Annotated in this window: 13 protein-coding genes; 7 read left to right on the top strand and 6 right to left on the bottom strand. The window is 72.0% G+C overall.

What is annotated here, in order from left to right:
- Positions 1-46: 46 nt before the first annotated feature.
- The gene (locus tag AB0B68_RS25630; protein ID WP_357195602.1) at positions 47-340 is read right to left on the bottom strand and encodes a DUF6412 domain-containing protein; all 294 of its coding nucleotides are present in this window, start codon (positions 338-340) and stop codon (positions 47-49) included.
- 163 nt (positions 341-503) lie between these two features.
- Here AB0B68_RS25630 and AB0B68_RS25625 point away from each other — a divergent pair, with 163 nt between their 5' ends.
- The 3 genes from AB0B68_RS25625 to AB0B68_RS25615 all read left to right on the top strand — a co-directional run bounded on the left by AB0B68_RS25625 (position 504) and on the right by AB0B68_RS25615 (position 4,084).
- Positions 504-1,640: a glutamate--cysteine ligase gene (locus AB0B68_RS25625; protein WP_357195599.1), complete on the top strand. Its 1,137-nt coding sequence runs from the start codon at positions 504-506 to the stop codon at positions 1,638-1,640.
- 23 nt (positions 1,641-1,663) lie between these two features.
- Entirely contained in the window at positions 1,664-3,043 is a 1,380-nt protein-coding gene (locus tag AB0B68_RS25620; protein WP_357195596.1) for an FAD-dependent oxidoreductase, read from the top strand.
- Between the two features lie 72 nt (positions 3,044-3,115).
- Entirely contained in the window at positions 3,116-4,084 is a 969-nt protein-coding gene (locus AB0B68_RS25615; protein WP_355008237.1) for a LacI family DNA-binding transcriptional regulator, read from the top strand.
- Between the two features lie 159 nt (positions 4,085-4,243).
- Here AB0B68_RS25615 and AB0B68_RS25610 read toward each other — a convergent pair whose 3' ends face one another.
- The 4 genes from AB0B68_RS25610 to AB0B68_RS25595 form a co-directional block, all read right to left on the bottom strand.
- Positions 4,244-5,197, bottom strand: coding sequence for a carbohydrate kinase (locus AB0B68_RS25610; RefSeq protein WP_357263201.1), 954 nt, complete (start codon positions 5,195-5,197; stop codon positions 4,244-4,246).
- Positions 5,194-6,459: an AGE family epimerase/isomerase gene (locus AB0B68_RS25605; protein WP_357263199.1), complete on the bottom strand. Its 1,266-nt coding sequence runs from the start codon at positions 6,457-6,459 to the stop codon at positions 5,194-5,196. Before AB0B68_RS25605 ends, AB0B68_RS25610 begins: the two co-directional genes overlap by 4 nt.
- Before the next feature lie 236 nt (positions 6,460-6,695).
- Complete coding sequence (locus AB0B68_RS25600) at positions 6,696-7,121, bottom strand: nucleoside deaminase (RefSeq protein ID WP_357195587.1); 426 nt, start codon at positions 7,119-7,121, stop codon at positions 6,696-6,698.
- Positions 7,118-7,969: an LLM class flavin-dependent oxidoreductase gene (locus AB0B68_RS25595; protein ID WP_357195584.1), complete on the bottom strand. Its 852-nt coding sequence runs from the start codon at positions 7,967-7,969 to the stop codon at positions 7,118-7,120. Before AB0B68_RS25595 ends, AB0B68_RS25600 begins: the two co-directional genes overlap by 4 nt.
- A 99-nt stretch (positions 7,970-8,068) precedes the next feature.
- On the opposite strand from AB0B68_RS25595, the gene AB0B68_RS25590 reads away from it, so the two are divergent.
- The gene (locus AB0B68_RS25590; RefSeq protein ID WP_357263196.1) at positions 8,069-8,965 is read left to right on the top strand and encodes an aminoglycoside phosphotransferase family protein; all 897 of its coding nucleotides are present in this window, start codon (positions 8,069-8,071) and stop codon (positions 8,963-8,965) included.
- A gap of 252 nt (positions 8,966-9,217) precedes the next feature.
- Here AB0B68_RS25590 and AB0B68_RS25585 read toward each other — a convergent pair whose 3' ends face one another.
- Positions 9,218-10,027, bottom strand: coding sequence for a DNA-formamidopyrimidine glycosylase family protein (locus AB0B68_RS25585; protein ID WP_357263193.1), 810 nt, complete (start codon positions 10,025-10,027; stop codon positions 9,218-9,220).
- Between the two features lie 338 nt (positions 10,028-10,365).
- On the opposite strand from AB0B68_RS25585, the gene AB0B68_RS25580 reads away from it, so the two are divergent.
- From AB0B68_RS25580 to rocD, 3 genes are all read left to right on the top strand, one after another.
- Positions 10,366-11,301, top strand: coding sequence for a thrombospondin (locus AB0B68_RS25580; protein ID WP_357263189.1), 936 nt, complete (start codon positions 10,366-10,368; stop codon positions 11,299-11,301).
- A gap of 591 nt (positions 11,302-11,892) precedes the next feature.
- The gene (gene ddaH / locus AB0B68_RS25575; protein ID WP_357263250.1) at positions 11,893-12,708 is read left to right on the top strand and encodes a dimethylargininase; all 816 of its coding nucleotides are present in this window, start codon (positions 11,893-11,895) and stop codon (positions 12,706-12,708) included.
- Positions 12,708-13,922 (top strand): ornithine--oxo-acid transaminase, encoded by a 1,215-nt coding sequence (rocD, locus tag AB0B68_RS25570; protein WP_357195691.1) that lies wholly within the window; start codon positions 12,708-12,710, stop codon positions 13,920-13,922. The genes ddaH and rocD overlap by 1 nt, the downstream gene beginning before the upstream one ends.
- Positions 13,923-14,037 lie beyond the last annotated feature (115 nt).

Below are 14,037 nucleotides of genomic sequence, written 5' to 3'. Positions count from 1 at the left end.
CAAGGGGGGCCGGTGACGGCGGGATCGGCCGCGCGGCGGCGAGGCGCTACGCGGCCGAGGGGTGCCCCGGAGCACGGGGACGAGGTCGACCCGCCGCATCCGGGTCGATCTGGCGGGGCATTCGGCGACTGCGGGAGCGGGCCCGCAGGCCGGCCGAGCGCGGCCCGGCACCAGGCGCGCCCGCCCGGTCGCGCACCCGGGCCGCGAGCACCACCGCGAGCAGCACCAGGGCGGTCATCGCGGCGCCCGCAAGCAGGTCCACAGGGCGGCCCGCGAGCAGGGTGAGCTGGGCGAACGCGGACATCCACGCGACCCCGACATACCCCAGCAGCACCGGCACGGGCTCAGCATAGGACCCGCTGTCTCGTCACCCGGCCGAATCGGCGGCCCGCCTTCGAGGACGACGTGCCGCCGCCACGTTTCCCGGCATCGCCACGTTGGGTAACCAAGCGAAGGACCGACGCGGACGGACCGCGAACGGCAGAAACGGACGGGTGATGTCGATGACCGGTCAGGTGGCGGACGCGCTGAGCGACAGGGCTGCGGCCACCGGGTTGCTCACCGTAGGTGTCGAGGAGGAGTTCCTGCTCGTCGACCCGCACACCGGGGCCGCGGTCCCGGCCGTGGACCTCGTCATGGAGCAGGTGCCGGCCGAACTTCGCGGGCAGGTGGAGCGGGAGTTCCAGACCAGTCAGATCGAGATCGGCAGCCCGCCCGGCCTGGAGCTCTCGTCGATCCGGCACTCCCTCGGCGTCCTGCGTAAGGCGCTCTCCGACGCCGCCGAGCGGGCCGGCGTACGCCTGCTCGCCATCGGCACCGGCCCGGTCGACGGCCCGGTGCCACCGGTGGTCGACAAGCCACGCTTCGACCGCATGATCGAGCGGTTCCGGCTGCTCGTCCCCGGCCCCGGCAACAACGGCATGCACGTCCACGTCGGGGTGCCCGACCCGGACACCGGCGTGCAGGTGCTCAACCATGTACGGCCGTGGCTGCCGATGCTGCACGCGGTTACCACCAACTCGCCGTTCTCCCGGGGCGAGGACACCGGCTACGCCAGTTGGCGCTCGGTCGAGTGGGAGCGCTGGCCGTCGGTGGCGCCGACCCCGTTCCTGGAGTCGCACGAGCACTACCAGCGGCTGATCCGTCAGTTGATCTCCAGCGGGGTGATGCTCGACGAGGGGATGCTCTACTGGTACGCCCGCCTGTCGGCGAAGTACCCGACCGTCGAGCTGCGGATCGGCGACGTCTGCCCGTCGGTGGACGACGCGGTGCTCGTCGCCGCGCTGGTCCGGGCACTTGTCGCCACCGCCATGGCGGATGTCGAGGCCGGCCGACCGGCGTTGCAGACCGACCACCACCTGCTGGTCGGGGCGCACTGGCGGGCCGCCCATGACGGTCTGGAAGGCGAAGCCGTCGACGTCACGAACGGTGAGCTGCGCCCGGCCTGGGAGCTGTTGGACCGGTTCGTGGAGCGGATGCGGCCAGCGCTGGAGCAGCACGGCGACTGGGCCGAGGTGAACGACCTGCTGGGCGGCTTGCGCCGGCACGGCAGCGGCGCGGCGCGGCAGCGTGCGGTGTTCGAACGCACCGGCCGACTCACCGACGTGGTGCAGGACGTCGCACGGCAGACCCGCGGCTGATCACCGCGTGACAAGATGAGCCCGTGGCGCAACGGCTGATCGTCATCGGCGGGGACGCCGCCGGAATGTCGGCGGCGTCCCAGGCCCGACGCCGCCGTGACCGTGGCGACCTGGAGATCGTGGTCTTCGAGCGGGGCAACTTCACCTCCTACTCGGCGTGCGGCATCCCGTACTGGATCAGTGGCCTGGTGCCCGGCCCAGAGGCGTTGATCGCCCGCGACCCGGAGACGTTCCGCACCGAGTACGCGATGGACGTCCGGATGCGCCACGAGGTCACGGCCATCGACCTGGAGCGCCGCGAGGTCGTGGCCCGGGACCTGACCGGCGGCGGCGAGGTCCGCGAACGCTTCGACGACCTGATGTACGCCACCGGCGCGGTGCCGGTCAAGCCGCAGTGGGCGGTCACCGACGCGGACGGCGTGTTCGGCATGCAGACCCTCGACGACGGTGCTGCGCTACGACACTGGCTGGACGCCGACCCGCAGCCGCGCCGGGCCGTGGTGGTCGGCGGCGGCTACATCGGCGTCGAGATCGCTGAGGCCCTGATCCAACGCGGCCTCTCGGTGACCCTGGTGGAGGCGGGCGAGCAGCCCATGGCGACGGTCGACGCCGACATGGCCGAGCTGGTCACCGAGGCCATGCGGAGCCTCGGCGTCACCATCCGCACCAGCCTGCCGGTGACTGGCCTGGAACAGCGGGACGGCCGGGTCTCCGCGGTGGTCACCGCCGAGGGGCCGATCCCGACCGACGTCGTGGTCCTGGGCCTCGGCGTACGCCCCAACGCGGCGCTCGCCAAGGCCGCCGGGCTGCCCCTCGGACCGACCGGCGCGATCCGGGTGGACCGCCGGATGCGGGTGCCCGAGCACCCCGGCGTCTGGGCGGCCGGTGACTGCGTGGAGACCCTGCACCGGGTCAGCGGGTTGCCGGTTCACGTGCCGCTCGGCACGCACGCCAACAAGCAGGGCCGAGTCGCCGGGATCAACATCGGCGGCGGGTACGCCACCTTCACCGGCGTGATCGGCACGGCTGTCACGAAGGTCTGCGACCTGGAGGTGGGCCGGACCGGCCTGCGCGAACGGGAGGCCACCGCCGCCGGCTTCGAGTTCGTCTCGGTGATCGCCGAGTCGACCAACCGGGCCGGCTACTACCCCGGCGCCCGGCCGATGACGGTCAAGCTGATCGCCGAGCGCCCCAGCGGTCGGTTGCTCGGCGCGCAGATCGTCGGCTGGTCCGAGGCGGCCAAACGGATCGACACACTGGCCGTGGCGTTGTGGAACGGCATGACGGTGGACGATATGACGCAGCTGGACCTGGGCTACGCTCCGCCGTACGCGCCGGTCTGGGATCCGGTGCTCATCGCCGCCCGAAAAGCGGTCGACGCGCTCGCCGCCCTCGACCGTTGACCCGCGCCCGCCGTGGAGGACCACCCCGTGACCCAGACCCCGACCCGGCCGACCGTGCGTCGGCGTCCCACGATGGTGGACGTGGCCCGGCGGGCCGACGTCAGCCTGAAGACGGTCTCCCGGGTCGTGAACGACGAGCCGGTGGGGCAGGAACTGGTCGGCCGGGTGCTGGCCGCCATCGCCGAGCTGGGCTTCCGACGCAACGACATCGCCCGTAACCTGCGCTCCCGGCAGCTCAACGCCACCGTCGGGCTGCTGATCGAGGAGATCGCCAACCCGTTCTACGCGACCATCGCCAGCGTCGCCGCCGAGATCGCGGCCGCGCACGGCACCATGCTGATCACCGCGTCGTCGGAGGAGGACCCGGAGCGGGAACGCGCCCTGCTCCAGGACTTCACCCAACGCCGCGTCGACGGTCTGCTGGTGGTGCCGGCGGGCCTGGACCACTCGTTCCTGCGTCGCGAGGTCGAGCTGGGCATGCCTGTGGTGTTCCTGGACCGGCCGCCGCAAGGGCTGCACGCCGACGCCGTGCTGTTGGACAACCGGGGTGGCAGCCACGCCGGGGTGAGCGCGTTGCTCGACGAGGGGCACCGACGGGTGGGTCTGCTGCTCGGCGCGCCGAGCGTGCCCACCATGCGGGAGCGGCTGGCCGGGGCGCGGTCGGCGCTGGACGCTGCCGGCGTCGAACCGGACGAGTCGCTGATCCGCGAGCGGCTCATCGCGCCAGAGGAGGCCGGCCGAGCGGTCGCCGCGCTGCTCGACCTCCCGGAACCACCCACCGCGTTTTTCTGCGCCAACAACCGGCTCACCGTCGGCGCGCTCCAGGAGCTGCACCGGCGGGGCAGTGACGCCGCGCTTGTCGGTTTCGACGACTTCGAGCTGGCCCACCTGATGCCCCGACCGCTGACTGTCGTCGCCTACGACACGAGAGAGCTGGCCAAGGTGGCCACCGAACGCCTCTTCCAGAGAATCGCCGGAGACGACACCCCACCCGATACGACGGTCCTCCCCACCAGGCTCCTAAAACGCGGCCTAACCTGACCCCCTGACCCCCGCGCCCCGCCTGATCCCCGCCTGTTCCCCGCGATCTTGCACTTACTGTTGGCGACCTGCGCAGGAATGCGCCTTTTGCCGGGACAGAATGTGCAAGATCGCGGGGGTCAGGGCGCGGGGACGGGGGTCAGGGCGTGAGGGCGGGGGTCAGGGCGCGGGGGTCAGGAGGGCTTCGACCTCTGCTTTTGTGGGGGGGTTGGCGCCTCGGCGGGCGCAGGTCAGGGCGGCCACCGTGGCGGCCTGTCGGAGCACCGCACCCCACTGCTGCGGAGTCACCGCGGCGAGCCGGTCAGCCGGGCGGTCGCCGAGCGCGTCGAGGTCGGCCAGTGCGGCCAGCAGGCCACCGGTGAACGAGTCGCCGGCGCCGACGGTGTCGACCACCGTGGTGCGGACCGCCGGCTCCTCGTGCAGCGAGCCGTCGGGCGCGAGCAGCAAGGCGCCGTCCCCGCCCCGGGTCACCACGGCGCAGGACACACCGGCGGTACGCCATTCGGTCATCACGTCGGCCACCGAACGGTCCGGGTAGAGCCAGGCGAGGTCCTCGTCGCTGGCCTTGACCAGGTGCGCGATGCGAACCTGCCGGCGTACCCGCTCCTGCTCCGCCGCCCGGTCGGTGACGATGCTCGGGCGCAGGTTGAGGTCGATGGAGACGGTGAGTCCGTCCCGCTGGTGTTCCCGGGCGAGCAGGCCCTCCAGCGCCTCCGCGCCGGGTGCCAACGCGAGCGCGAGGGACCCGGTGTGCAGCGCGATCGCCGGTGACCCCGCCAGCTCGGGCAACTCCTGCGGCGTCCACTGCCAGTCGGCCGCACCGGCCAGCCGGAACTCGTAGCTGGCCTGCCCGGCGGCGTTCAGAGTGGCCACCGCCACCGACGTGGGCTCCGCGGCGCGTACCGCCCACTCCAGGTCCACCCGGTTGGCGCTCAGATGATCGACGAGTTGCCGACCGTAGTCGTCGTCGGCGAGTCGGGCCAGCAGTCGTACCGGCTGGTCGAGCCGGGCCAGGGTGACGGCGACGTTCGCCGGCGAACCACCCGGGACGGCACGTTGCCCTTCGGCCGTCACGACCAGGTCGATCAGCGCCTCACCCGCGACGACGATCACGCGGTCACCTCGCCCGGTGCGAGCGGGCCGGGGCCGCCGAGCCCGTCGGCCGCGCGGGACAGCAGTACCGCCTGGTAGGCGTGGTAGACGTCCGGCCGGCCATGCCAGACCGTGTCGGCGGGCAGGTTCTGCGCGTCCAACTCGTGCCGCCATCCGGTCTGGTCGATGAGAGTGCGGCGGGCGTACGCCCAGAAGACCCGGTACCAGTCGAGGTAGACCGCGTCCCCGGTACGGCGACGAAGGGTGATCGCCGCGCCGATGGCCTCGGCGAGAACCCAGTGCATTCGGGAGCGCACCACCGGCTGGTCGTCCCAGTCGATGGTGTAGACGAAGCCGTCCGCCCCGTCGACCGCCCAGCCGCGACGCACGGCGGCGGCGAACAGGGCACGGGCGTCGGCGAGCAGCCAGCGGGGTGGCTGCGGCAGCACCGCCTCCAACTCCAGCAGCAGCCGGGCCCACTCCAGCCAGTGCCCGATCGTGGAGCCGTACGGCCGGAACGGGTCGGCGGGCTGGTCCCGGTTGTAGTCGGGCAGCGGCGTCCAGTCGGTGGTGAAGTGCTCGGGGAGCCGCCAGTCGTGTCGGGCCGCCTCACCGTGCACGAGGTGGGTGGCGATCCGCAGGGCCCGGTCGGCCCAACTCGCGTCACCGGTGGCGGCGGTAGCGCCGAGGAACGCCTCGACCATGTGCATGCTGCTGTTGGCGCCCCGGTAGTCCTCGGTGACCGTCCAGTCCCGGTTCCACGATTCGCGGACAGCACCGGCGTCGTCGTCCCAGAACCGGTCCCGCACGACGGCCAGCACGTCGGCGAGCAGCCGGTCCGCGCCGGGGCGTCCGGCGCGCGCGGCGCTGGAGGCGGCGAGCAGCACGAACGCGTGGTCGTAGCCGGCCTTGCGGTCGTTGACGGGTGCTCCCTGCTGGTCCACCGCGCCGAACCAGCCGCCGTACCGGTCGTCACGCAGCAGCGTGCTGAGCGCGGCGATCCCGTGGTCGACCAGGGCGGCGGCGTCCGGGTCGCCGTTGCGGTGGGCGAGGGCGGCCACGTGGGTCATCCGGCAGGTGATCCAGGTGTGGATGGGTTCTCCGCGATCCGGGGTGCGGTCGTCGGTGAGCCACCAGAAGCCGCCCTCGGGCCGAAGCGAGCGGCGGGCGGTGTCGAGCAGCGTCCGGGTCTGGTCGACGAGGAACTCGTCCAGCTCGGGCAGGTCTGGTGACCCCGGCGGGGCAGGGGTCGTTGCGGCGTCGGATCGGGGCACGTCGGTCATTTCAGCTGGTCACCGTGGGGTAGGAAAGGGACATACGGCCAGGATCGGCGAACGGACCGGGTCCGCGCCGCAAAACTGCCAACGGTACGCCACGAAGCGACTGGCCAGGGTCGGCGCGCAGCTAGAGGGTTTTCCTCCTATTTGACCGTTGACATCGTTGTCACCGTTCAACCCTGCTCCGGCAGCCGGCCGACTGTCAATTCCGGCTGCGTCACACCGACCCGGAGCGGCTCCGCTCAGTAGTAGTCGTCGATCGGCTGGCGTGCTTCGTCGAACAGCGCCGGCCCCTCGTAGCGGACCGGGGGCAGCGGCGGGGTGGCCGGCTTGACCTCCTCGAACTGCTCGGTGGACAGCGCGTACACCACCCGCCCGAGGCCGGACCGATCGATTGCCGTCGCGCACATCGCGCAGGGCTGACAACTGGTGAACATGGTGGTGCCGGCGGCCACCTCGGGAGAGAGTTCCCGAGCCGCCCAGCGGGCCAGCTTCAACTCCGGATGGGCGCTGATGTCCGCGTCGGAGACCACGGTGTTGTGGTCCTCGATCAGGACGACGCCGGCCGCGTCGACAAGCAACGAGCCGAACGGCCGTTCGCCGGAAGCCCCCGCCCGCCTGGCGATGTCGACGGCATGGCGGAGAAACTTCTCGTCGTCGGGGGTCATCCGTCCTCCTGGGTTCTGTGATGTGCGGCCACTGCCGCAAGGGTCCGCCAGGCGCGTTCGGGCTGGCGAATCTCGGTCAGGTCGCCGTTGAACGGGTCCAGCACCACCGTCTCCGCGCCGAGCACGCGAAGCTGGTCCAGGTCGGCGACGATCTGGTCGATGGTGCCGACACCGGCCAGCCGGTCCGGGTCGGTGATCGGTTCCCGGGTCTCCTGAAGCGCGATCCGCGGCACCAACGCGGGCACCGGGCGACCCAGCTCGCCGGCGATGTCCGTCAGTCGTCCGACCGCCTCGGCCAGCCGTCCCGGTGTGACCCGCAGCGGGTGCCAGGCGTCACCGAGCAGTACCGCGCGGCGCATGCCGGCCTCGCTGTTGCCACCGACCCAGATCGGGATCGCTGCCGTGTCGTAGTCGTCGGTGTCCTGCCAGGCCGCGCGCATCGTGTGCAGGTACTCGTCCGTCAGCGCACCGCGCTGCCGGAACGGCACGCCGAGCGCCTCGAACTCCTGCCGGGCCCAGCCGACGCCGACACCGAGGACGAGCCGGCCGTCGCTGAGCCGGTTGAGGTTCGCCGCCATCCGGGCGGTGAGCAGCGGGTGCCGGTACGGGACGATGAGCACCGTGGTGCCCAGCCGAACCCGGCTGGTCACCCCGGCCAGCCAGGACAGCGTGGTGAACGGCTCGTAGAACGGCGCCGGATACTGCTCGGCCACGTCCGGGGTCACCGCGATGTGATCGGAGACCATCAACAGGTCGAAGCCGAGACCCTCCACCGTCTGCGCCCACCGACGCAGCACGTCGGGGTCGGTGCCCGGGGCGAAGTTCGGTACGTTCACACCAATCTGCACCCGTCCACGCTAGCCACTGTGGACCGGTGTGTGAACGCCGCAGCCCGGCTGAGTCACCTGGCAGCCGCCGCGGATTGCCGCACGACTCAGGAGCGCCGGATGGATCTGCCCGAAGGACTCGACTGGGTACGAGGATCACCGGCCGGTCGCGCCTGGCTGGCCGCACTCCCGACGTGGCTGAACGAGTGCGCCGAGCGCTGGTCGCTGCGGGTCGGGCCGCCCTTCCGGCAGGCGTACGCGTCACTGGCGCTCCCCGCCCACCTGCCCGATGGCACCGCTGTGGTGCTGAAACTCCAGTATCCCGACGAGGAGAGCCGGCACGAGGCCGACGCGTTGGCGCTCTGGGACGGCGTCGCGGCGGTCCGTCTGCTCGCCCACGACCCCGGGCGGCGTGCCCTGCTGCTCGAACGCTGCCAGCCCGGCACTCCCCTGCACGACCTTGCGCCGGACCGGGCGCTGGACGTGGTGGTCGGACTGCTCCCCCGGCTCTGGCGACCAGCCGACACGCCGTTCACCCCGCTCGCACGGGAGGCCGCCGGCTGGATCGACCGGATGCCCCGGGCCTGGGAGCGGGCCGGCCGACCGTACGAGCGACGACTGCTGGATGCGGCGCTCGACCTGCTCAGCGGACTGGCGTCGAGCCAGGGCGAGCAGGTGCTGGTCAACCAGGACCTGCACGCCGGCAACATCCTCGCCGCCAACGCGCTCGGCGGCGACGCGCTCGCCGGCGATCGAGGGCCGTGGCTGGCGATCGACCCGAAGCCGCTGACCGGGGAACGGGAGTTCTCGGTCGTGCCGATGGTGCGCGGCCCGGAGTTGGGCCACTCACCGGCCGCCGTCCGGCATCGACTGGACCGGCTCAGCACCGACCTGGGACTGGACCGGGAACGGGTCCGAGGCTGGACGATCGGACACACCCTGTCCTGGGGCCTCGCCGACAAGGCGGTCTTCCCCGAGAAGATCGAGGTGGTCCGCTGGCTGCTCGACAAGGACTGAGTTCCAGCAGCGCGCGGGCTTTCCGCACCCGCCCCAACTCCCGCGATCTTGCACTTTCTGTCCCGACACAGCGCGCGTATCCACCCATACCGACAACACAAACCGCAAGATCGGCGGGCGCGGGGCGGGGGGTGCGGGTGCGGGGTGCAGGGGTGCCGGCGCGGGTGCGGGGTGCGGGGTGCGGGGTGCGGGGTGCGGGGTGCGGGGTGCGGGGTGCGGGGTGCGGGGTGCGGGGTGGCCCGGGTGGGTGGGTCAGCTGGGCTGGCAGGTGCGGCACCAGTACAGGTTGCGGCCGGCCAGTTCGCCGCGACTGACCTCGGTGCCGCAGACGTGGCAGGGTGCTCCCGGGCGGCGGTAGACGTACACCTCGCCGCCGTGCCGGTCCACGCGCGCAGGCCGGCCCATGGCCTCTGGCAGGTGCGCGTCGCGGACCGTGTCGATCCGACCGTGCTCGACAGCCAGCCGCATCAAGCCGACCAGGTCGGCCCAGAGCGCGTCCCAGCCGGCCCTGGTCAACTGTCGACCCGGCATCGTGGGCGGCAGCCCCGCCCGGAACAGCGCCTCGGTCACGAAGATCAGACCGGTGCCGGCCACCACCGACTGGTCCAGCAGCAGAGCGGCGAGAGGGGTGGGGCTGCGGGCGATCCGGGCGTACGCCCGCTCGGGGTCGGCGTCGGCACGCAACGGATCCGGCCCGAGACGGTCCCGCAGCGCGGCCACCTCGGGTGGGGTGATCAGCTCACAGGCCGTAGGCCCGCGCAGGTCGAGCCAGTGCCGGTCGCTGGCCAGCCGGAGTCGCACCTGCCCGACCGGCTCCGGCGGCTCCCCCGGCCCGTCGGTGAACTTGCCATACAACCCGAGGTGTACGTGCAACGTCAGCTCGCCGGCGTAGTGGTGCAGCAGGTGTTTCCCGTACGCTTCGGTGCCCTCCAGCACTGTCCCGGAGAGCCGGGCGGCACCCTCGGCGAAGCGGCCCTGCGGGCTGGCGGCGAGCAGCTTGTCCCCGGCGAACAGCTCGGCGTGCCGGGCCGCCAGGCGATGGATCGAGTGTCCCTCTGGCACAGGTGCCAAGGATAGCCAGCCCCGCCCGACCGGCCCGCGCGCTGATCCGCACCGGGCCCGCCGCCGCCTCGACCGACCCGGTCCCCGTCGCGTTGATCGACTCGGGTTTCCGGAAATCGGGGTGTCCACGGAGGCGGGAAACCGCGACTTCCAGGAAGCCGAGTCGATCAAGGCGAGCCGGGGCTGGTCCGGGCCAGGCGGGGAGGCCGGCCGAGGCCGGTCTTGGCGGCCGTACCCAGGATTGGTGTCAGGAAACGCCCAGGTGGGTAGTTGAGAGCCGACACCGCGTGGGTGCCACCCTTTCCGTCGGCCACCACGCATTCATCAGGAGGTGTGTAGTGGTCAGGATTCCTTCGCTGTCCCGCCGGTCCGAGCCGGCACCGACGCGGGACGAGAACCTCGACGGCCAAGTGGACGGCCGCGACACCCCGGTCACCGAGACCGCCCAGTCCGACGACAGCGTCGGCCGCCCGGTGGTCACCGACCGGGACGCCGACCAGACGACGTACCGCAGCGCCGGCACGACCGACGGCCAGACCAGTGAGGCCGAGCGGCGGGCCAACGAGCGTGCGGCGGTGGCCCGAGCCGCCACCGGTCGACCGGCGGAGGTCGACTCCCGGGGCACCGCCCACCCGGTCGCGCCCGACCCGTCGAACGGCACGGCCCGCCCGGTCGCGCCGGAGCCCGTGAACGGCACGACCCGCCCGGTCACGCCGGAGCCCCGCACCGGCACCACCAGCAAGGTGGAGACCGAGGCCCGGCCCGCCGTCGTCCCGGCCACGGCGCGCACCGCCGAGCGGGACGCCGACCTCGACAGCACCACCCGTCGGCCCGACACCACCGACCGGGTCACGGCCGACAGTGCCGTCACGGACCGGACCACCACGGACCGCACTGTCGACCCGACCCCGGGCGCGACCACGCCTGAGCCGCCGGTGACGCGTGGCCCGAAGCCGCGGGCCAGTCTGCTCGCCACCCTCGGCCTGATCGTCTCGGTCGTCGGTGCGACGTTCGTGCTGACCGGCACCTTGGCCGGGTACGGCATCGGGCTCGGCGCGTTCGGCGCGGTGCTGTCGGTGCTCGGCCTGATGGCAACCCGCCGCCGGCACGTCGCCGGCAAGACCGACGCGCTCTTCGGCGTGCTGATCGGTCTGGCCGCGGTCGTGATCGGGGTGCTCGCGATGACCGGCCAGTTCGACTGGCCGACCACCGACGGCGACTGGGTGCAGCGCTTCCGTGAGTGGCTTGACTCACAGTTTGTCGATCGTTTCTAGCGGGCACTGTTCCGCTCGCCGGTGATGCACCGGCGAGCAGCCGGCGGTTCGCCGGCAACCCGATCAGTCCGGTGGTTCACCGGCCGGGAGACACCCTTTCAGGGGCGGCGGTTCGCCGCCCCTGAAGTGTTTCCGGGGTTCGACGTCTCCGGTCCAGATCGCCGGAGGATTCGCGCGTCACCCGGCGATCCCCCACCCCACACTGCCGGGCGAACCATGTACGCCAGCCTTTGCTCTGCTGCCCTATATGCGCCAGGGGGTCGGGGCCAGGTGTCCGATGAGTGGCGCCGGGAAGTGGTGGCGGATTCCGCTACTCGCCGGTGAGGGCGACGCCGTCTGGTGGCGCACATAAGGCAGCAGAGCAAAGGCTGCGAACCAGCCTCCCGGCCCTGCCTCTGAGCTCTGCCTGCCGGATCTCGGCTCCGACGCAACGAATCGCCTCGGAGGTCTCACCACACGCAACGGATCTACGCCCTGCGCAACTCCTGGCGGTGGATCCTGCCGCTCACGCCGCATACCGTTGAGCAACGGCGCCAGCCCGTGGGCCACGGTGGCCGGGCGCGCCCGACCCCTGGGAGCAGGACAATGACGATGGACGCCACCAGCCAGCGCCTGTTGATGTGCCGGCCGACGTACTTCGCCGTCGACTACGCGATCAACCCCTGGATGGACCCGAACGCGCCGGTCGACGCCGCGCTGGCCGTCCAGCAGTGGGAGCAGCTGCGCCAGACGTACCTTGACCTGGGCCACACCGTGGAGGAGATCACTCCGGTGCCCGGCCTGCCGGACATGGTCTTCGCCGCCAACGGCGGCACCGTGATCGACGGCAAGGCGATGGCCGTGCAGTTCCGGGACCCGCAGCGCGCCGACGAGGCGCCGGCGTTCCGGGCCTGGTTCGAGGCCGCCGGCTTCGAGATGTACGACCCGAAGCACGTCAACGAGGGCGAGGGTGACGTCCTGCTGGCCGGTGACCACCTGCTGGCCGGCACCGGCTTCCGTACGGCGCACGCCGCGCACGCCCAGCTGCAGGAGGTCTTCGGCTACCCGGTGATCACCATGCAACTGGTCGACCCGCGCTTCTACCACCTGGACACCGCGTTGACAGTGCTCGACGAGCGGACCGTGGCGTACCTGCCGGAGGCGTTCTCCCCGGGCAGCCAGGCTGTGCTGCGCCGGCTCTTCCCCGACGCGGTGCACGCCACCATGGCCGACGCCGAGGTGCTGGGGTTGAACGCGGTCAGCGACGGGCGGCACGTTGTGCTGCCCGCGCAGGCCACCGACCTGGCCGCCAAGCTGCGCGACCGGGGCTACGAAACCATCGGGGTCGACCTGTCCGAGCTACGTAAGGCCGGCGGCGGACCGAAGTGCTGCACGCTGCGACTCCGTCAGGGAAAGGCAAGCAAGTGATCGTGGATGACAAGCTGCGTACGCCGGGAGCGGTCCGGGACGCCGAGCGCTGGACCGCGCACAACTACCACCCCCTGCCGGTGGTGATCTCGTCCGCCGAGGGCGCCTGGCTCACCGACGTTGACGGCCGCCGCTACCTGGACTGCCTGGCCGGCTACTCCGCGCTGAACTTCGGTCACCGGCACCCGCAGTTGATCGCCGCCGCGCACGCCCAACTGGACCGGCTGACGCTGACCAGCCGTGCGTTCATCCACGACCAGTTCGCTGACTTCTGCCGGGAGCTGGCGGAGCTGTGCGGCAAGGACCTCGTGCTGCCGATGAACACCGGCGCCGAGGCGGTGGAGACCGGGATCAAGGTGGCCCGCAAGTGGGGCTACCAGGTCAAGGGCGTGCCCGCCGGCCAGGCCAACATCGTGGTCGCCGAGGGCAACTTCCACGGCCGGACCACCACCATCGTGAGCTTCTCCACCGACGAGGACGCCCGCGCCGACTTCGGGCCGTACACCCCGGGGTTCACTGTCGTGCCGTACGGCGACCTGGCGGCGCTGACCGCCGCGATCGACGAGAACACAGTGGCCGTGCTGCTGGAGCCGATCCAGGGTGAGCAGGGTGTGGTGGTGCCGCCGGAGGGCTACCTGCCGGGCGTGCGCCAGGTCTGCACCGAGCGCAACGTGCTGTTCATCGCCGACGAGATCCAGTCGGGTCTGGGGCGTACCGGCGCGACCTTCGCCTGTGACCACGAGGGCGTCGTGCCGGACATGTACCTGCTCGGCAAGGCGCTCGGCGGCGGCATCGTGCCGGTCTCCGCGGTGGCCGCGAACGCCGACGTGCTCGGGGTGCTCAAGCCCGGCCAGCACGGCTCCACGTTCGGTGGCAACCCACTCGCCTGCGCGGTGGCGATCGAGGTGGTCCGGCTGCTGGCCACCGGCGAGTTCCAGCGCCGTTCGGCCGAGCTGGGTGAGCGGCTGCGGGCCGGCCTGGAAGGGTTGGTCGGCAAGGGTCTGGTCGGGGTACGCGTCCGCGGCCTGTGGGCCGGGCTGGACATCGACCCGGCGCTGATGAGCGGTCGGGAGGCGTGTGAGCGGCTCGCCGAGCGCGGAGTCCTCGCCAAGGACACCCACGGCTCCACGATCCGGCTCGCCCCACCCCTGGTCATCACCGAAGCGGAGATCGACCTCGCAATCGACGCCCTCGCCGAGGTCCTGGCCCCGTAACCCCTGCGTCGATCATGAAGTTATTGCCCTGCGCCTCGGCGTGTCGTGGCAATAACTTCACGGATGCCCCGGTCGGCGCCGACGAACTCGCGTACGAACGTGGTGGCGGGTGCGC

The organism is Micromonospora sp. NPDC049049, assembly GCF_040649115.1.
Classification (GTDB): domain Bacteria; phylum Actinomycetota; class Actinomycetes; order Mycobacteriales; family Micromonosporaceae; genus Micromonospora.
Note: the sequence above shows the minus strand (reverse complement) of the source record. Positions and strands in the feature narration are given on the sequence as shown.

What these genes read in the sequence shown, in the direction of transcription:
- AB0B68_RS25625 (WP_357195599.1), top strand. Translation starts at nt 504, where the DNA reads ATGACCGGTCAGGTGGCGGACGCGCTGAGCGACAGGGCTGCGGCCACC.
- AB0B68_RS25615 (WP_355008237.1), top strand. Translation starts at nt 3,116, where the DNA reads ATGGTGGACGTGGCCCGGCGGGCCGACGTCAGCCTGAAGACGGTCTCC.
- AB0B68_RS25605 (WP_357263199.1), bottom strand. Translation starts at nt 6,459, where the DNA reads ATGACCGACGTGCCCCGATCCGACGCCGCAACGACCCCTGCCCCGCCG.
- AB0B68_RS25600 (WP_357195587.1), bottom strand. Translation starts at nt 7,121, where the DNA reads ATGACCCCCGACGACGAGAAGTTTCTCCGCCATGCCGTCGACATCGCC.
- AB0B68_RS25590 (WP_357263196.1), top strand. Translation starts at nt 8,069, where the DNA reads ATGGATCTGCCCGAAGGACTCGACTGGGTACGAGGATCACCGGCCGGT.
- ddaH (WP_357263250.1), top strand. Translation starts at nt 11,893, where the DNA reads ATGGACGCCACCAGCCAGCGCCTGTTGATGTGCCGGCCGACGTACTTC.